We start from the raw sequence: 16,634 nt of genomic DNA, 5'->3' as shown, positions 1-16,634 counted from the left end.
GATGACTTTGCGAAAAGGGCCGGGTTTCGGCCTCAAAATTTTAATTCTGGTGAGCCTGCTCTGGTTGACCGCCTGCCTGGCCAGTCCTCAGCGGACAGCCAATACGCCCCTGGAAGCCGCATTCTCAGATGCACTGGAGCGGTTTCAGAGCGAGTACGATTTCCCCGGCATAACCGCCAGTTACGTGCTTCTTGATGGTTCTTCGCACTCGACAGCAGCGGGTTGGGCCGATGCAGAACTTCGCGAGCCAATGACGCCGGAGTCGAGAATGCTGGCCGCGAGTATCGGCAAGACTTTTGTTGCCGCCACCATGGTGTCGGTCGCACAGGAACGGGACATTGATCTGGACGACCCCGTATCGGCCTGGCTGGCCCGGAACAGCTGGTTCCGGCGGCTTCCCAACCATCAGGGCCTGACCGTTCGCCAGCTGCTTAACCACACATCGGGCTTGCCGAACCATGTGTATCTGCCAGCCTTTGCAGAAGCAGTCTCACAACGCTGGTCGGAACCCGGAAACCCATTTACACCCGGAACACTTGTCGGTTTCGTTCTGGACTCAGAGGCACTGTTTCCAGCGGGCGAGCAATGGGCTTACACAGACACCGGATATATTCTTATCGGACTTGCCATTGAAGCCATCACTGGGCGAACTTACTACCAAGAGGTTAATGACCGTTTTCTCGAACCACTGGGGCTGACGGCGACATCAGCATCGAACAAACGCTGGCTTGCGGGTCTGGCTGCCGGGTATGTTGCTGTCGACAATCCCTTTGGCTTCCCGGCAAAAACAACAGATAAGAACGGCGTTATGGTCTGGAATCCAGCGCTAGAGTGGACCGGCGGCGGACTGATCAGCTCTTCCCGTGACCTGGCACAATGGGGAGCTGCCCTGTTTGGCGGACAAGGAGTGTCAGAGGAGATCCTGAACCCAATGCTCCAGTCTGTTCCGATCGGCGAAGACATGCCCGGAACCTATTATGGCCTTGGCGTGGCTATTTCCCGATCGGGTCCGCTTTCTCCGGTTTTCGGTCATGGTGGCTGGATTCCTGGCTACAGCTCAAGCCTCCGTTATTATGCCGAGAGTGGGATTACCATTGCCTTTCAGGTAAACAGTGATCGTATCTCTCACCAACGCCTGTCTGAAATCGAACTATGCCTTGCCGCTGTAGTCATATCAGGTGGCAAGGAAACCGACTGTGTACCCTGAAGCACATAGCCCCCGACGAGTCGCTAACCCGGAGCTCAAGCATGAAAAAACACCTTTCTCTCCCGATCCTGTTCATCGCGATGCCTGTCTTCGCACAACCGGCGCCTCCTCAAAAGGGGTTCAGTGGTGAAATCTCGCTGAATGCAGGGATCATCTCTTCCACGTCCAACTTTAACGTCGATGGCGACCGAACCATCAGTTCCCTCGAGAACAAGGCAGACAGCGAGTCAGAGGGCCTGATCGCGCCCCTTGGCAATGTTGCCTACACCTTCGGCGATGGACTGAATCAGCAGACTTACTTTGGTACCACCAGGGAAGATATTGCGGTCGGCACCCTGGCCGTGCAACTCGGGTATAAATACAGTCTCAGCTCGGGCACCGTGGTGGATGTTTCCTTTTTGCCCACGGTGATTTCGGGAGAAACCTGGCAAAACCCTTATCAGCTCAACACGCCGAGGAAAGAAACAGACGTCTCGGGCAACGCCTACCGTCTGCAACTTAACAGCATCTCCGGCTCCGGCTTCAGCCTGGATCTCGCCTTTGCAACAACGGATGTTGAAGATGATCTGACGGCCGGATCAGACTTGGCCCGCGATGCGGACAGTTACTACACCAAAGGTAGTTACCGCTTTACCGTCTCGCCGACCAGCTTTGTTTCACCCTCCATTATTTACATCCAGCACGATGCCGATGGCAGTGCCAGCAGCTTCGACGCCTATGGAGCCGAAGTCAGCTGGTTCAATATTCTGGACCGGCACAGACTGGTGTTGACCGCAGGATTCACAAGACGGGATTACGACAGCGCCAGCACCCTGTTCAAGAAGACGCGCTCGGATGATGAGTTCAGTCTCTTCGCAGCCTACGAGTACCCACAGTTCATGGGCTGGAAGGATTGGTCGTTTATTTCGTTTGCAGGTTACGGCGACACCCAGTCCAACCTGACCTTCTACGATGAATCCTCGTACCTGCTTGCAGTGGGGCTGAACTACAAGTTTTGATCAGCCCCGGCTTTACTCGGCTGAACCCTAGGATCGAGCCCTCGCCATACGGAACAGGGCCTCTGGCGAGATTCGCTTGATCCAGAGGGCAGCCATTTCCTTGCCCTTCCCCACCGGGATTTCGCGCTTCTTTGCCTCGAGACCCTTGAACACCACCTCGGCGCACTCGGTCACGTCCATGCCGGCAGCAATGTCCTCATCTTCCTTGCCGTAGGCTGAGCCGTCACCGGCAAGGGCATTGCGAGAAATATCCGTGCGAATGAAACCGGGGGTGATGGTCGAGACACTCACGCCCTGGCCTTCCACCTCGGCCCGTAATGCATCAAAGAACCCCATAACGGCATGCTTCGCGGCACAATAGCCGGTACGCATGGGGGCGCCGACTTTACCGGCGACGCTGGAGGTCACGGCGAGGTGGCCGGAGCCACGCTCGAGCATATGGGGAAGCACCGCTTTGGTCAGGGCAATCTGGCCCATGACATCCACATCCATCAGTTTCTGGTAGACCGACATGTCGGTGTCCTTGCACAGGGATCGCTGCGAAACGCCGGCGTTGTTCACCAGCAGATCGACGGTACCGAACTGTGCCAGAACCGTCTCAACCTTGCCCGGAAGTGAATCCCAGTCGGTAACGTCCAGCGGGAGTACCAGTACCTGCCCGGTTGCTGTCCCGGCGACAGCCCGGCAACGTTCGGCAACACGCTCCAACTCATCTTCCCGGCGAGCTGAAAGCACCAGACGGTCGCCATTCTTCGCAAACTGCAAGGCAAGTGCTTCACCGATGCCAGAGGAAGCACCAGTTATCCAGACGGTTTTGGCAGACATGCAGGGTCCTCGAGAAATCTCAGTTTTCCACCATCCGGGCCCGAAGCCTGGGTAGCTGAGCCGGGTAGTGTTCCTGAATGAAGGTTACCATGCCCTCCCGGACCGCACATCTCAGGTCCCAGTTCTTGCTGGAATTGGCGGCGCTCATCAAAAAACGCACCTGGATGGCCTGATCACTGGAATCGGTCACCTGCACTGAGGAAAATTCGCCATCCCAGAGCCCCGACTCATTGAGCAGACGAGTGAACTCCTGCCGGAGCGGTTCAACCGGCATGGTGTAGTCGACCCAGATAAAGACTGTCCCCAGCAGCTCTGCGGTATTCCTGGACCAGTTCTGGAACGGATTTTCGATAAACCATTGCAGTGGTACTACGAGGCGACGCAGATCCCAGACCCGCAAGACCACATAGGTGGCTGTTACTTCTTCCACCCAGCACCACTCGCCCTGCACATATAACACGTCGTCTATACGGAAAGGTTGTGTCAGGGCAATCTGCATGCCGGCCAGCAGGTTGCTCAACACAGGACGGGCTGCGAAACCGAGAATCAGGCCACCGACACCCGCGGAGGCAAGAAGGCTGGCGCCCATGTGCTGAACCGATTCAAAGGTCATCAGGGCAGCGCCGAGACCGATGATCACGATGAGAATGTTAAGAGCGCGGACCAGGAATCGGGTCTGGGTTTCGACCTTCCGGGCTCGCTTCCACTGCCCTTCCAGCACCGGATTGAGCGCGACAATGACTTCGCCAATGGCCGAGGTCAGTCTCACTGCCGCCCAAGTGATGGCGAGGATGAGCAGCAGGGTGGCGACCTGCTGAATGGCTGAGATCAGGGGCAGATCCGATGGCGCGGTAGCCAACGAACCGACCAGGGTAAGCAGGCAGAAAACGACACCCAAAGCCCGGGCAGCGGCATCCAGAAACAGCCGGATGACCGTTCTGGACTCTGAGAAATGCCGGAACACCGCCAGAGCCAGGCGATAAACAACATAAGTAGCGGCAACCGCAAGAATCGCCGAAGACCCCGGCCACAGCCATACCGTGAAACCGGCTTCAAACGATTCCAGCATCTGCCCTCCCGGAGCGCTCAGTCAGCAAAATCAGCAGGCGGACACATCCCTGTGTTTCACTCCGCTCCTAAAAGACTAGACCAGCCCTTGCTCACGCGCCATTGCCATGGCCGCTTTCGGCCCGGTCCAGAGCGAGGGAAGGATGATCAGTGAAACCGGAATCGCCGTCAGCACAATGAACTGCTGGAGCACACCGATCTGGCCCGCCCCCATGTACAGAAGGATCGCTGCCATCAATGCCATGGCACCCCCCCAGAAGACACGGATCCACGGGTTCGGTTCGTCATGGCCTGCCCCGACCATGGCAATGGAATAGCTCATGGAGTCGCCGGTGGTGGCCACGAAAATGGTTGTCAGCAAAAGAATCGCAGCCGCCATCCAGGTGCCGCCGGGCAGGGCCTGTGCCACGGTCAGTGTGGCCACATCAAAGCGGAAGTTGTTCAGTGCTTCGGTCAGGTCGAAGGTGCCGGCAAGCTGGTGGTAAATGCCGGAACCACCGAGCAGTGTGAACCAGATGGTGGTCGCGATGGGCGCCAGAACAGCCACCGACAGAACCATTTCCCGAACCGTCCGGCCCCGGGAAATTCTGGCAACGAAGACCGCCATCAACGGCGTGTAGCCAATGAACCAGGCAAAGAAGAACACCGTCCACCATTTCATCCACCAGGCCGGGGCGGTTTCAGCGGTCATGGTTGCCATGGCAAAGAACGAGGTGACGTATTCGCCCATCGACTGGGTGTAGGTATTGGCCAGGAAGAGCGTTGGCCCGAAGACAAAGATCACCCCGGCAATGACCAGAGCCAGAATCACGTTGAAACGGCTCAGCAACTGAATGCCCTTGTGCAGTCCGGTCATGGCAGAGGTCATGTAGACGCCGGCCAGCACCACCAATACCGTCAACTGGGTGCCATATCCATCCGATACGCCAAAAAGCTCATGCAACCCAAAACTCATCTGAGTGGCCAGAAAACCGATGGGGCCAACCGTCCCCGCTACCACGGCAATCACACAGAAGGCATCGATAACACCGCCAAGGCGCCCCTGAATGACCTTCTCACCAAACACCGGGTATAACAGGGTTCTCGGCTGCAGGGGTTTGCCCTGACCGTAATGGGCCCGGGTCAGAACCAGCGCTGTGAGGGAGCCCAACACGGCCCAGGCCAGGAAACCCCAGTGAGTGAACGACTGGGCCATTGCAGGAGCAACGGCCGAGGCTGAGCCAGCTTCGGTATCAAAGGCCGGCGGTGTGACGACGAAGTGGTAAACCGGTTCCCCGGCAGCAAAAAACACTCCGCCCCCGGCCAGCAGGGTGCACATGATCATCGACAACCAGCGAAACCGGCCGATCTCCGGCCGATCCAGTCCGCCGATTCTGGCAGCGCCGGCACGGCTCAGGGCTGTTCCTATAGCGATGAAAAACGTGAGTAGCAGCAGCACCTGGAAAAAAGAGCCCAGATAGGTTGCAGTCCACGCAAACCCGGCTCCGATCAGGTCGGCCACGTATCCGCTGTCGACGATCGAAGCTCCCACGAACAGAAGTATGAAGCCGATCGTGAGCACGAGAACAACGGGATCACTGTCTGTTAGCGGCCCGCTTCTGGTTCGCGGGAGAGATTGGGATTGAACGGTCATAAGGTATGCCTCCGGAAGAAAAAGCCGCGCAGGCTACAGGAAGTGAATGGATCATGCACGGGGGATTTCTGAAAATACGCATGGTCTGATGAAATATGCCACCGTATTGTTAGGATTCTATCTTTCAAGGAGATCACTCTTGTCGCATCTGCACCTGGCCATACTGCTGGGCATGACCGTGGCACTCGGGCCACTGGCACTCGATGCCTACCTGCCCGCTTTCCCGGAGATTGCCGATGGTCTGGGCGTTGATCATGGGCACGTGGGGCTCACGCTCAGCGCCTATGTCACCACCTTGGGGCTTGCCCAGCTGGTGGGCGGCCCCCTGTCTGACCGATACGGTCGCAAACCGGTGCTTTTCGGTGGATTGCTGATTTTTATGGCAGGCGCAGTCATGGTATCGCTGGCTGACACCCTGTCCGACATGGTGTTCTGGCGGATCGCGCAAGGCATTGGTGGCGCCTTCTGTGCGGTGTCGGTTCCTGCGATTGTTCGCGACGAAGTCAGCGGACAGGACGCTGCCCGGCTGTTCGGGCTCATTGGCCTGATTATGTTCATAGCGCCCGCTGCGGCGCCGTCGCTGGGTTCACTGATGCTTGCACTGGGTGAGTGGCACTGGATATTCCTGATGCTGGCCGGCTATGCCGCGTTTCTTGTGCTGACTCTCCAGCTGGCGCTTTTCCCAAGGCTTCAACCGCGCACACCGACATCCACGCCCATTCGCTCCCTGGTGACCAATTACCTGCTGGTGCTCAGACACAAAACCACAATGCGTTTCATCGGCATTCAGGTTCTGTGTTTCAGCACTATGCTCCTGTTCATCACCCACTCTTCCTTTATCTACCAGGAATGGTACGGGCTCTCCAACAGCACCTTCGCCATTCTGTTCGCCGCCAATATTGCATTCATGGCTGCCCTGAACCTGACTAATCGTCCGCTGCTAAGGCGATTTTCCTCGGTGCAGTTGGTGCGTGCCCAGGTTATTGCACAATGCCTGGCTCTTGTCGCTCTGGTTGCCAGCGTGCAGTTCCAGGGGCCTCTCTGGCTGGTAGCAGGGTGCATCATCGTTGCCATCGGCTGCCAGGGCGGCATCGTGCCCAACAACATGGCGAACGCCATGGAGTTCTTCCCGAATCTCAGCGGCACTGCGGCGGCTCTTCTGGGCGCATCGCAGTTCACCATTGCCGGGGCAGTCAGCACCCTATCCTCTCTCTCTGGAGGCCAGACACTCCTGAGCATCGCAGTTTCAATGCTTGTCTGCTCATCGGGTGCCGTTCTTCTTGCACTGGGCGCGCCCCGGGCGGTAGCTTTGGCCAAAGAATCCGGCTTGTAACAATTTCAGCAAAGGAACCGTCTGACTAGTTTTAGGGGGAAATTGAACCATCCCCCACCCACGAAACGTATTGCTGTTAGCTAACACAACAAAGGACGTGTCCAGAAATGACAATGCCAATACCGGAAGTGCAGTCCCCCAGCCGAGCCCTCAAACCCGGAGTCGGCCTGCTTAGAACGCCGGAACTGAGTGCTGGGTCTGTGGAGGATAAGCGCGTCGAAATCGCTTCCTACTTCACCAACACCTTCGACACCTACACCCGCCTCTTCGACTGTCTCGCCGGTGATTCGGGCTATTTCCAGAAGTCGATTCCTCTGAGGCACCCGCTCATTTTTTACCTCGGCCACACCGCAACTTTTTTCGTCAATAAACTGGTGCTGGCCAAACTCCTCCCCGAGCGCATCGCCCCTCACATGGAGTCGATTTTTGCAGTTGGCGTTGATGAGATGAGCTGGGACGATCTGGACGAAGATCATTACGACTGGCCCACCGTTGCCGAGGTGCTGGATTACCGCGCTAAAGTCCGCGCCACCGTTCTGGAGCTGATTGAAACACTCCCGCTCAGCCTGCCGATCAACTGGGAGAATCCCTGGTGGCCGATCGTTATGGGTGTTGAGCACGAACGCATCCACCTTGAGACATCGTCCGTGCTGATCCGGCAACACGACCTCTCAAAGGTGCGGCCTCAGCCAGAATGGGAGCCGATTCGCGAGACCGGGGAAGCACCCGAAAACGAACTTTTCACCGTGCCGGCTGGCACAGTTTCCATTGGCAAACCCTACGACGACGCCTTCTACGGCTGGGACAATGAGTACGGCGAACACGAGGCCCAGGTTGATGAATTCAGGGCCAGTCAGTATCTCGTCAGCAACCAGGAATTCCTGGAGTTTGTTGAAGCTGGTGGTTACCAGGAAGATCGATTCTGGAGTGAAGAGGGGTGTGCCTGGCGGCAATTCGCCAGGGCGAAGCACCCGACTTTCTGGCGCTGGCAGAACGGCTGGCATCTGCGCCTTATGACCGAAGAGGTCGAGATGCCCTGGGACTGGCCCGTCGAGGTGAACTACCACGAGGCCAAAGCCTTTTGCGAGTGGAAACGGGAGCAAACCGGCCAGCCCATCCGCCTGCCAACCGAGGACGAGTGGTACCGCCTGTGCGACGAGGCCGGCATCGAGGAAGTCGGCCATGACCCCGCCAATGCCAACCTGCACCTGGACCACGGGGCGTCTTCATGCCCGGTTACCCGGTTCCGGCACGGTCAGTGGTTCGACGTTGTTGGCAACGTCTGGCAATGGACGGAAACACCGACCTATCCGTTCGATAATTTCAAGGTTCATCCGCTGTACGACGATTTCACAACGCCGACGTTCGACGGGCAACACAACCTGATCAAGGGCGGCTCCTGGATTTCCTGCGGCAACGAAGCCCGATTGTCGGCTCGTTATGCTTTCCGCAGGCACTTCTTCCAGCATGCCGGCTTCCGCTACATCGCCTCCGAAAGCGAGGCCGTGCAACCCAACGCCTACTATGAAAGCGACCGGTTGCTGACCGAATACGCCGAATTCCACTTCGGTGACACCTGGTTTGGTGTCGACAACTTCCCGAAAGCCCTGGCGGATCTTGCCCTGGATGCGATGACGGGCAAGCCAACCGGAAAAGCCCTGGATCTGGGCTGTGCCTGCGGCCGGTCCAGCTTTGAATTGGCAAGGCGCTTTGACGAGGTGGAAGGTGTCGATTTCTCGGCCAACTTTATCAGGCTGGGCGTGGAGATGGCCGAGCAGGGCTCCATTCGCTATGCGCTGGCAGAGGAAGGTGAACTGGTCAGCTATCACACCCGGACACTTAAAGAGCTGGGTCTTGAGGAATGCTCAGATCGGGTAAGCTTCTACCAGGGCGATGCCTGTAACCTGAAACCGCAGTACTCGGGCTACGACCTTGTTCTGGCGGCCAACCTAATTGATCGCCTTTACCGCCCCAGGCGCTTCCTGGACAGCATTCACGAGCGCATTAACGACGGTGGCCTGTTGGTTATTGCCTCTCCCTACACCTGGCTGGAAGAACATACGCCGAAAGAAGAGTGGATTGGCGGTTTCAAGAAGGATGGTGAGAATCACACCACGCTGGATGGCCTGAAAGAACACCTCTCACAGCATTTTCGGTTAGTCAGTGAGCCGCAAAAGGTGCCTTTCGTTATCCGCGAAACCCAACACAAGTTCCAGCATACCCTGTCTGAAGTGACTATCTGGGAGCGCTTGCCGCGCTGATCAGCGCGGTGATCTCCTCACTGATCGCCTCGTGGTCCACCAACTGATCGAACCAGTTGGTGGCCACTTGTTCGGTCGTCAGGCCCAACAGCGTCCCCAGCACGATGCCTCTGTGAACGTTATCGCCACCGAGATTGGTGTTCATGCGAAGCGCCAGCCACGGATCGTTCCGGTACTTGTAGGCCAGGTAAAGAACGACCGGCCAGGAGTCGGAGATATAACACGCTGGCGAATACATCCGGCCCACGATCTGGTTGTCGGGCAGGTTCCGCTTGACCAATCCGGCGACATCCAGCCCGCCAGCACCCTTGCCAGCCTCTGAAAGCAGCGCCTTGATACCCTCGTCATCGGGACCTTCGAGCAGACCACAGAGAAGTTTCACGTAGCGGTCGCATACCCTCATCAAGCTCTCATCCGGATGGGTCAGCGCAAGATGGTCCCGACAATGGGCCTGAATACCGGTTACGTCCCTGCCACGGAGTCGCTCTGCGAACACCAGTGCAGCAATCGTCACCAGGCCACCGATGGACGGCGTATCGTGGGTAACCATGGCACACTGCTGCGCCGGTAAACCTTTCGCATAATTGGCGAAAAACCCTCGGTGGTAGGATTCAGCATAGGTATCCGGATGCGCCGGTGGATCGGCGGTCATAAAGCCGATGTACGCCGAAAGAAACGCCTGAGAACTGTATTCACCTTTCCCGTCCGCCAGGCAACGCATGAGCACGCGGCTGCAATGGGCATTCAGGGTGTTCTCTCCCGCACCCATGCCATGGTGATAATGCACGTTGGGCACATTCCAGAACTGGTCGCGGCCCTTGAGGATAACCTCGCCCACAATTTGCGGCTCCGCCTCAGCATTATGACCATAACGGCGACCACCACGGCGGGTGGAGTGCAAAGACATGATCGAAGAAGGATGGAACTCCGGTGCGGCCTCGAATTTCTGGACTCCGCCGGGAAAAGCCTTTTCAATGTCCATGGGGTTGTAATACCAGTGGACGGGCATGGCGAGGGCATCAGCAACGAACTGTGTTTTCAGTGCGCTTGCAATCCGGGATACATAGTTGGAATCAACGCTCATCACATCATCTCCTGACAAAACGCCTCATAGTCCCGTTGCTGTCGACTACAGACAGTTTTCTGAGGCACACAAAAAAACCGCGCCCCGGAAGGCGCGGTTATGATCGGACTCTCTAATCACTGCACTTGCTCGAAGTAACCGGTCAGCCGGTCCTTATTCGTTGCAGCGGCTGCCGTGAGCTTATCCACCGCGGCTTTCGCAGCATCGTAATTGACCGCTTCGCCTACCTGAATCACACCGGCCATGTTCAACGCAGCGTGAGGTGTGCATTTGTAAACGTATACGCCCTCTTCGTTCAGGGTCACCGTGATACCCTCATTCATGGCTCCCTGCCAGCCTTCAGCACCCTCAGGCACCTCTACGGACGCTGAGTTGTGTGCTGGATCGACAAGGACAAATTTGACGGTATCTCCAGGCTCGGCCTTAACAAATCCCGGTTCAAAGACCATGGCACCGTCAGCGCCGGAATTCTTCATTTCAACGACATGTTCGGCCGCCATCGCAACCCCGGAAATCAGAGCAAGCCCGACTGCAGCAACGGTGTGTTTCAGCGTTAATTTCATAGTGACTTCACCTCATTGGTTGGTCATTGAAAGCACTAAGTACTACGCATCCTACCCACATCAGGATCCCTTTCGACTCTAAGGGCATATCCTTATGGGAATGACACTCCTCGTTCGCCAAGGCTCGGTCCTGAGAACCAATGAGGGTCTGTTTCGTACAAACGTCATCATGTCTGCGGATATTGAATGATGGCGGAACTACAGATCGACGGCATACACCACCAGCAGCTCTCCCTGGTTGGAGTAAGCAGGCAGTTTGAGCAAGAGCTGCGTTGCAGTCATGCGGGAGAAACCGGTGCCGTGTGGATCTACCGGGGCATCCTGGCGACGCGACCCCGAAAAGAGCTGCTGGATTTCGCAACGGAGCACCTGGCCTCGGAGGGCGAGCATCTACGCTTCTTTAACCAGCTTCAGTGCTGTTATCGCCCGAGCCTGCTGCTGCCACTGTGGCGCCTGGCCGGATTTTTGACGGGTCTTATCCCGGCATTGATGGGAAAACAGGCGGTTTTCGCCACGATCGAAGCCGTGGAAACCTTCGTTGACCTGCACTACCAGGAGCAGATCAAAACGCTTTCTCCCTATGCATGGCGCGAGTCGGAGCGGGCTATACTTGCAGGGTTCGAGAAATGCAGACTCGACGAAGTCCACCATCGTGACGAAGCCGGGCAGAATCGATCTGCTGAAGCGAGTCCTCTTCTGAGGCTATGGACAGGGCTCGTGGGGGCCGGTTCCAAAGCGGCTGTCCAGTTTGCCCGACTGATTTGAGAGTCATTCCATGAGCCTGATATCCAAACCCTTCGATGACAGCGGCGTTGAAATGGTGGACGAGATCGCCCAGTACGGCACTGCCATCTCGAAACGGCTCGAACAATTCCGATCGAAACGCCAGCTTCGCCACGACACACCAGGCGGCTTCTCGGGCATCGTGATCGCCGCTTCCATCTGCAGCGCGATGGGAAACATCATCGAACGCTCGAACCAGGAGCCTTTTCGTGCCGGTTACGCCCGAGCGGCCCAAACGTTTTTCTTTGAACACGTCTCCCCGGATGCACCATCAGACTCTGCAACTGTTGAGGATTGCTGCTCTTCTCCCGAGCTACTGCAGGTCATCAACGCCTTATTGGCAGACGACCAGATACTGCCCGCGGATGGCAGCGTTTCGCTCCAGACTGTCATGATGGCTCTGGTCTGGTCGGCACTGACCTTTGCAATGGAGTCTCTACCGCCGGAGCAAGCTCGCTCCTTCGTGCAACAGCAAATTCTGAACGGAGACCGGGAATCGGCTCGCCATTAGGCAAAAAGGGGGTTATGCAACAAAAGACGATCACTGACGAAACCTTGAGGATGGGCGTTGACGTCCTGGCTGAGAAAGATCCCGACCTTCATGAGGTGCGAGCCCGACTTGGATACCCGCCAACCTGGACTCGCGAACCCGGGTTTGCATCGTTGGTCCACATCATTCTTGAACAACAGGTATCAATCAAAGCCGCCGCCACCATGTTCCAGCGGCTCGCCTCCCACCTTGAATCAGTAACGCCTGATTCTGTGAGGGGCGCCGGCGAGTCCGGGCTCAGGAATGTCGGGCTCACACGGCAGAAATCCCGGTATTGTGTGGGGCTGGCCAACCGGATAGCGAATGGCGAGCTCAACCTCTCCAGGCTCGCAACACTTGACGATGCCGAGGGCCGAAGCCACCTTTTGGACATACCCGGTTTGGGCCCCTGGACCGTCGATATCTATTACATGATGGCCTTGGGCAGGCCGGACGTCTGGCCCCAGGGCGATCTGGCACTGGCATCCGCAATACAGGACATCAAAAAGCTCGATGCCCGACCGACAAACAATGAGCAGTTGGCCTTTGCCGAACAATGGGCGCCGTGGCGCGCGGTAGCCGCTCGTATGCTCTGGATGCATTACCTGGACGCCCGAGGTCAGTGAAGGAGGAATTGTGATCTACGAAACTGAAATGAAACACCTTGCCCGCTGCGTAGAACTGGCTTCAATGGCCGTTGATAGCGGGAATCCGCCGTTTGGCTCTGTGCTGGTGGATGAGACCGGTGCCGTCAGATACGAAGGACACAACGAAACCGCCGGCGGTGATGAGACTCGCCACCCGGAGTTCGAAATAGCCCGTTGGGCGGCTGCCAACATGACCCCGGACGAGCGAGCAGCTTCAACGGTCTATACCTCTGGCGAACACTGCCCGATGTGTGCGGCTGCCCATGGTTGGGTGGGGCTCGGCCGCATCGTCTACGCAAGCTCTTCAGAGCAGCTTTCAACCTGGCTGGACGAACTGCACGTGGCGCCACCGCCCGTTGCAACCCTGCCAATCAACCAGGTGGTTCCGGGCGTTCCCACCGAGGGCCCCTTCCCCGCGCTGGCAGACGCAGTGCGCGAGCTACACCAGCGTTATGCTTTGGCTGATCGAAACAAAACATAATTTCCCAGCAGGGCCAGGGATGCGCCCAGCACCGCGGTTGCTGTCCATTCAAAACCCTCGAGCCAGGTCGACACACTCAGGGCCACCACCGGGAAGAGCACGGTGGCGTAGCCGGCCTTGTCGGCCCCGAGAGTCTGGATAACGGTGATGTAGCAATAAAAGGCAATGATGGAGCCGGGCACCGCCAGGAAGACGGTTGCCCCCCAGAATGTCGCCGCAGTGGGAACCACCCATTCCACACCCTGAACCAGGCACCAGATGCCAAGAATCACCGCGCCGTAAACCATGGCCCACGCGTTTGCCAGGAAGAGCGGCACCTTTGACATCCGCACCTTGATGCTGACCAGGTTACCCATGGAAAACCAGAAGGTTCCGGCAATTGCGAACAGAATGCTGGTCGCCGTGGCATTGCCAAGCTGCAGATCATGCCAGAACAGAAGGGCCACGCCCGTAATACCCAGAGAAATTGCCGGATAGAGCCGGGCAGTCGGTCTCAGGCGCAACCAGAGCCAGCCATTCAGGGCGTTAAACAGAGCGGCCAAAGAAAACACCACCGCCAGCAAACCGCTTGTCATGGATTCAGCCGCACGATAAATCAGCAGGAAGTTGATGCTGTACAGGGTTGCCCCCTGCAGCACCAGCCAACCGTGCTGTTTGAGGGTCAGTTTTTCCAGCCTGCGCACCAGAGCTACCACCAGCAATGCGACGGCAGAGGCCATGACGAATCGGTAGAAAACGGATAGATCGACAGGCGCCGCTTCAACCTGCAAACGAATCGCTGTCCAGGTGAGCCCCCAGATCAGTACCGTCAAACCATAGTGAACAGAGATGGGCATGGCGTTGATTCCTGTTGCTATCGGGAACAATCGTTGAGCAGCGACCAGCATAGGGCTCAAACCACACCAAAACTTGTCAGATCCTGCTGAACCATGGATGATTCTTGCGGAGGCTCCCTATGCAGACTGATTCCGAACCCATGCCCGAATGCCCAAAGCAATTGCAGCCGGCCAATCGCGACATTGTCGATACCCTGAGAACGGCTGGCGTCGCTCCGCAGCGAATGCTTGAACTGGATCAGGGGCGGGCTCTGGCGCAATGGCAGAATCGTCAGGGCGAGGTGCGTTACGAGCGGCCCAGACACCATGCTTTGAGCATCTACATAGACAAGGGCGAGCAGGCCCGAAGGGTATTGAACGGAAAGGTTGTAAGCCAGGGCTTTCCGGGCGCCGTCTGCCTGTTCCCGGCAGGCAGCCGCTCAAGTTGGCAAATCAGCGGACAGTTCGAATTTTTTCATCTCTATTTTAATGATCTGGACGTCGCCCGATGCGCCGAACAGACTTGGGATATCGATCCGGACAAGCGACAGCTTTCCGAGCTGTACCACGCCGAGGACCCGGTTCTCGCTCAGGCCGGCAAGCTACTGGCGCTCAGCGACTGGCAGGCTCCCGGCCAGACCATGGCCATGGACCACCTCGCACAATGGCTTCTTCTCCAGGTTGTCAGTCGCCATTCCTGTGTCCGACAGACACTGCCGGAAGTCACAGGGCAGCTGTCACTTCGATACCGCAGAATGCTGCAGGAACGCATCCACGCTCATCTGGATCAGTCATTAACGCTTGCCGACATGGCCAGTTGGGTCAACCTGAGCCCCTATCATTTTGCCAGGCTTTTCAGGGCAACGTTCGGTTGTGCGCCTTATCAATATGTTCAGGAACAGCGATTGGTCCACGCCCGAGAACGGCTTGGAAATAGTAGAGACAAGATCACGGCTATTGCGCTGTCATGCGGGTTCAATGATTCCAGTCATTTCAGCCGGGCATTCAAATCCAGGTTTGGAATAACGCCATCGGCCTGCCGAGCAGAAGCCCACTTTAACCACTGACCCTGGAGACCTATGCGCATTCGCATAACGCACCAACGGATTACTCTTGCTCTGCAATTGATACTGCTTGGTGAAGCAGTGTTTGCCATCTGGGGCCAACGATGGTTCACCGCTTTCTTGACGGCAATGATTATCGCCATCACGTTCTTCCCACTACTGTTTGAACGCCGTTTCCGTATCCACATTCCCCCGGAGTTACAGCTGGCCGCCATCGGGTTTGTGTTTGCTTCCCTGTTTCTCGGAGAGATCCGCGATTACTACACGCGATTCTGGTGGTGGGACATGGCGCTGCACACCACGTCAGGATTCTTGTTGGGTATTTTGGGTTTCCTCCTGGTGCACATCATGAACGAGACCGAAAAAATTCACGTGCACATGAACCCTGGCTTTGTCGCATTTTTCGCGTTCATGTTTGCACTGGGTGTGGGCGCACTGTGGGAGGTTTTCGAGTTCACCATGGATTCTCTATTTGGTATGAATATGCAAAAGCCCATGCTTGGTGACCCGTCCGGGCTGACGGATACCATGTGGGACCTGATCGTCGATGCGACAGGGGCTCTTGTTATTTCCGTATTAGGCTGGCGCTACCTGAAGAACCCTGACAAACGCTCCTTTTTAGAGCGCTGGATTGACTCTTTTATTGAAAGAAATCCGAGATTTTTCAGACGTTAATGATTTTAAGGAAATGATATGCAAGTCTGATGACCCCGTCAGAGAGGGCGTGGCGTCATGACCTGTCAAATGGGATAATGCGCGCAAATTCAAATCCATCGAACGAAGCCACTCATGCTTTTATCGCATCAGAACATCTCATACTCACAAGGCTTTACCCTGATCGAGCTGGTTCTCGTCATCGTGATACTTGCGGTATTGGCCGCGTTTGCGCTACCCCGTTTCTCGGACCTCTCCACCGATGCCCGCCTAGCCGCATTGGATTCACTGGAAGGCACGATGAAAAGCACCATCGGAATTGTAAGAAGCAAGGCCTATGCTCAGGGGCTGTCACCTGCAGCAACCAATCCTGGCGGGAATCAGCAGACTGGTTACGTAATAGAAACGGAAGCAGGCCGTTCAGAGGTGGATTGGCGCAATCTTTGCCCCGAGAGCCGAGCCGAGGCCGCAGACTCGCTAACAATGCTGGATTACATCTCGGTGGACGCCAACGATTCCTCGCTTGAGACTTTCGTCAACAACCAATATACCCGCGCGGGATTCTCCGTTCCCTCAGGATCGGCCCCAGGTCTTCCGGGTTGCTATGTCGAGTACGATTCCTTCGGCGATCCGGAATGCACGGTGACCCAGATAACCTCGGAATGCTGACACACGTCTTATCCGAAAAT

General features: G+C 56.9%; 17 protein-coding genes. 11 read left to right on the top strand and 6 right to left on the bottom strand.

Translation table 11 applies throughout. From position 1 onward, the window contains the following. Nucleotide 1 precedes the first annotated feature (1 nt). Nucleotides 2–1,207: a serine hydrolase domain-containing protein gene (locus tag CFB02_RS01385; RefSeq protein ID WP_088559125.1), complete on the top strand. Its 1,206-nt coding sequence runs from the start codon at nucleotides 2–4 to the stop codon at nucleotides 1,205–1,207. Nucleotides 1,208–1,248: 41 nt separating this feature from the next. Beyond that, nucleotides 1,249–2,205 carry a DUF2860 domain-containing protein gene (locus CFB02_RS01380; protein WP_088556567.1) on the top strand — a complete coding sequence of 319 codons (957 nt, stop codon included), beginning with the start codon at nucleotides 1,249–1,251 and terminating at the stop codon, nucleotides 2,203–2,205. A 27-nt stretch (nucleotides 2,206–2,232) separates the two neighbouring features. Here CFB02_RS01380 and CFB02_RS01375 read toward each other — a convergent pair whose 3' ends face one another. From CFB02_RS01375 to CFB02_RS01365, 3 genes are all read right to left on the bottom strand, one after another. Further along, on the bottom strand, nucleotides 2,233–3,030 hold the full coding sequence (locus tag CFB02_RS01375; RefSeq protein WP_088556566.1) for an SDR family oxidoreductase: 798 nt from the start codon (nucleotides 3,028–3,030) through the stop codon (nucleotides 2,233–2,235). A gap of 19 nt (nucleotides 3,031–3,049) precedes the next feature. Continuing rightward, nucleotides 3,050–4,099 carry a mechanosensitive ion channel family protein gene (locus tag CFB02_RS01370; RefSeq protein ID WP_088556565.1) on the bottom strand — a complete coding sequence of 350 codons (1,050 nt, stop codon included), beginning with the start codon at nucleotides 4,097–4,099 and terminating at the stop codon, nucleotides 3,050–3,052. 75 nt (nucleotides 4,100–4,174) lie between these two features. Continuing rightward, complete coding sequence (locus tag CFB02_RS01365) at nucleotides 4,175–5,731, bottom strand: BCCT family transporter (protein WP_088556564.1); 1,557 nt, start codon at nucleotides 5,729–5,731, stop codon at nucleotides 4,175–4,177. Nucleotides 5,732–5,870: 139 nt separating this feature from the next. On the opposite strand from CFB02_RS01365, the gene CFB02_RS01360 reads away from it, so the two are divergent. Further along, nucleotides 5,871–7,064 (top strand): multidrug effflux MFS transporter, encoded by a 1,194-nt coding sequence (locus tag CFB02_RS01360; RefSeq protein WP_088556563.1) that lies wholly within the window; start codon nucleotides 5,871–5,873, stop codon nucleotides 7,062–7,064. A gap of 107 nt (nucleotides 7,065–7,171) precedes the next feature. Then, on the top strand, nucleotides 7,172–9,325 hold the full coding sequence (ovoA, locus tag CFB02_RS01355; protein ID WP_088556562.1) for a 5-histidylcysteine sulfoxide synthase: 2,154 nt from the start codon (nucleotides 7,172–7,174) through the stop codon (nucleotides 9,323–9,325). Here ovoA and CFB02_RS01350 read toward each other — a convergent pair. Continuing rightward, a complete protein-coding gene (locus CFB02_RS01350) occupies nucleotides 9,300–10,409 on the bottom strand; it encodes an ADP-ribosylglycohydrolase family protein (RefSeq protein WP_088556561.1) in 1,110 nt (369 codons plus the stop codon). The genes ovoA and CFB02_RS01350 overlap by 26 nt on opposite strands. Before the next feature lie 116 nt (nucleotides 10,410–10,525). Further along, nucleotides 10,526–10,972: a pseudoazurin gene (locus tag CFB02_RS01345; protein ID WP_088556560.1), complete on the bottom strand. Its 447-nt coding sequence runs from the start codon at nucleotides 10,970–10,972 to the stop codon at nucleotides 10,526–10,528. Nucleotides 10,973–11,158: 186 nt separating this feature from the next. Between CFB02_RS01345 and CFB02_RS01340 the strand changes: the two genes are divergently transcribed. Genes CFB02_RS01340 through CFB02_RS01325 form a run of 4 tightly spaced genes read left to right on the top strand, consistent with a single transcriptional unit; the run spans nucleotide 11,159 to nucleotide 13,412 of the window. Beyond that, nucleotides 11,159–11,737: a demethoxyubiquinone hydroxylase family protein gene (locus CFB02_RS01340; RefSeq protein ID WP_088556559.1), complete on the top strand. Its 579-nt coding sequence runs from the start codon at nucleotides 11,159–11,161 to the stop codon at nucleotides 11,735–11,737. 10 nt (nucleotides 11,738–11,747) lie between these two features. Next, entirely contained in the window at nucleotides 11,748–12,266 is a 519-nt protein-coding gene (locus CFB02_RS01335; RefSeq protein WP_088556558.1) for a hypothetical protein, read from the top strand. 14 nt (nucleotides 12,267–12,280) lie between these two features. Beyond that, nucleotides 12,281–12,910, top strand: coding sequence for a DNA-3-methyladenine glycosylase family protein (locus CFB02_RS01330; protein WP_088556557.1), 630 nt, complete (start codon nucleotides 12,281–12,283; stop codon nucleotides 12,908–12,910). A 10-nt stretch (nucleotides 12,911–12,920) separates the two neighbouring features. Then, a complete protein-coding gene (locus CFB02_RS01325) occupies nucleotides 12,921–13,412 on the top strand; it encodes a nucleoside deaminase (protein ID WP_227499637.1) in 492 nt (163 codons plus the stop codon). Here the strand turns inward: CFB02_RS01325 and CFB02_RS01320 are convergent. Next, nucleotides 13,382–14,248 (bottom strand): DMT family transporter, encoded by an 867-nt coding sequence (locus tag CFB02_RS01320; RefSeq protein WP_088556556.1) that lies wholly within the window; start codon nucleotides 14,246–14,248, stop codon nucleotides 13,382–13,384. The genes CFB02_RS01325 and CFB02_RS01320 overlap by 31 nt on opposite strands. A 119-nt stretch (nucleotides 14,249–14,367) precedes the next feature. Between CFB02_RS01320 and CFB02_RS01315 the strand changes: the two genes are divergently transcribed. From CFB02_RS01315 to CFB02_RS18420, 3 genes are all read left to right on the top strand, one after another. Continuing rightward, complete coding sequence (locus CFB02_RS01315; protein ID WP_088556555.1) at nucleotides 14,368–15,294, top strand: AraC family transcriptional regulator; 927 nt, start codon at nucleotides 14,368–14,370, stop codon at nucleotides 15,292–15,294. A 12-nt stretch (nucleotides 15,295–15,306) separates the two neighbouring features. Next, on the top strand, nucleotides 15,307–15,966 hold the full coding sequence (locus tag CFB02_RS01310) for a hypothetical protein (RefSeq protein ID WP_088556554.1): 660 nt from the start codon (nucleotides 15,307–15,309) through the stop codon (nucleotides 15,964–15,966). Between the two features lie 114 nt (nucleotides 15,967–16,080). After that, nucleotides 16,081–16,614: a Tfp pilus assembly protein FimT/FimU gene (locus CFB02_RS18420; RefSeq protein WP_088556553.1), complete on the top strand. Its 534-nt coding sequence runs from the start codon at nucleotides 16,081–16,083 to the stop codon at nucleotides 16,612–16,614. Nucleotides 16,615–16,634 lie beyond the last annotated feature (20 nt).

Source organism: Marinobacter sp. es.042, assembly GCF_900188315.1.
Taxonomy (GTDB): Bacteria; Pseudomonadota; Gammaproteobacteria; order Pseudomonadales; family Oleiphilaceae; genus Marinobacter.
The sequence above is the reverse complement of the archived record's forward strand: the minus strand, read 5'-3'. Positions and strand labels throughout refer to the sequence as shown.

What these genes read in the sequence shown, in the direction of transcription:
- CFB02_RS01350 (WP_088556561.1), bottom strand. Translation starts at nt 10,409, where the DNA reads ATGAGCGTTGATTCCAACTATGTATCCCGGATTGCAAGCGCACTGAAA.
- CFB02_RS01375 (WP_088556566.1), bottom strand. Translation starts at nt 3,030, where the DNA reads ATGTCTGCCAAAACCGTCTGGATAACTGGTGCTTCCTCTGGCATCGGT.
- CFB02_RS01330 (WP_088556557.1), top strand. Translation starts at nt 12,281, where the DNA reads ATGCAACAAAAGACGATCACTGACGAAACCTTGAGGATGGGCGTTGAC.
- CFB02_RS01345 (WP_088556560.1), bottom strand. Translation starts at nt 10,972, where the DNA reads ATGAAATTAACGCTGAAACACACCGTTGCTGCAGTCGGGCTTGCTCTG.
- ovoA (WP_088556562.1), top strand. Translation starts at nt 7,172, where the DNA reads ATGACAATGCCAATACCGGAAGTGCAGTCCCCCAGCCGAGCCCTCAAA.
- CFB02_RS01340 (WP_088556559.1), top strand. Translation starts at nt 11,159, where the DNA reads ATGATGGCGGAACTACAGATCGACGGCATACACCACCAGCAGCTCTCC.
- CFB02_RS01315 (WP_088556555.1), top strand. Translation starts at nt 14,368, where the DNA reads ATGCAGACTGATTCCGAACCCATGCCCGAATGCCCAAAGCAATTGCAG.
- CFB02_RS01370 (WP_088556565.1), bottom strand. Translation starts at nt 4,099, where the DNA reads ATGCTGGAATCGTTTGAAGCCGGTTTCACGGTATGGCTGTGGCCGGGG.
- CFB02_RS01320 (WP_088556556.1), bottom strand. Translation starts at nt 14,248, where the DNA reads ATGCCCATCTCTGTTCACTATGGTTTGACGGTACTGATCTGGGGGCTC.
- CFB02_RS01365 (WP_088556564.1), bottom strand. Translation starts at nt 5,731, where the DNA reads ATGACCGTTCAATCCCAATCTCTCCCGCGAACCAGAAGCGGGCCGCTA.
- CFB02_RS01310 (WP_088556554.1), top strand. Translation starts at nt 15,307, where the DNA reads ATGCGCATTCGCATAACGCACCAACGGATTACTCTTGCTCTGCAATTG.
- CFB02_RS01335 (WP_088556558.1), top strand. Translation starts at nt 11,748, where the DNA reads ATGAGCCTGATATCCAAACCCTTCGATGACAGCGGCGTTGAAATGGTG.
- CFB02_RS01380 (WP_088556567.1), top strand. Translation starts at nt 1,249, where the DNA reads ATGAAAAAACACCTTTCTCTCCCGATCCTGTTCATCGCGATGCCTGTC.
- CFB02_RS18420 (WP_088556553.1), top strand. Translation starts at nt 16,081, where the DNA reads ATGCTTTTATCGCATCAGAACATCTCATACTCACAAGGCTTTACCCTG.
- CFB02_RS01385 (WP_088559125.1), top strand. Translation starts at nt 2, where the DNA reads ATGACTTTGCGAAAAGGGCCGGGTTTCGGCCTCAAAATTTTAATTCTG.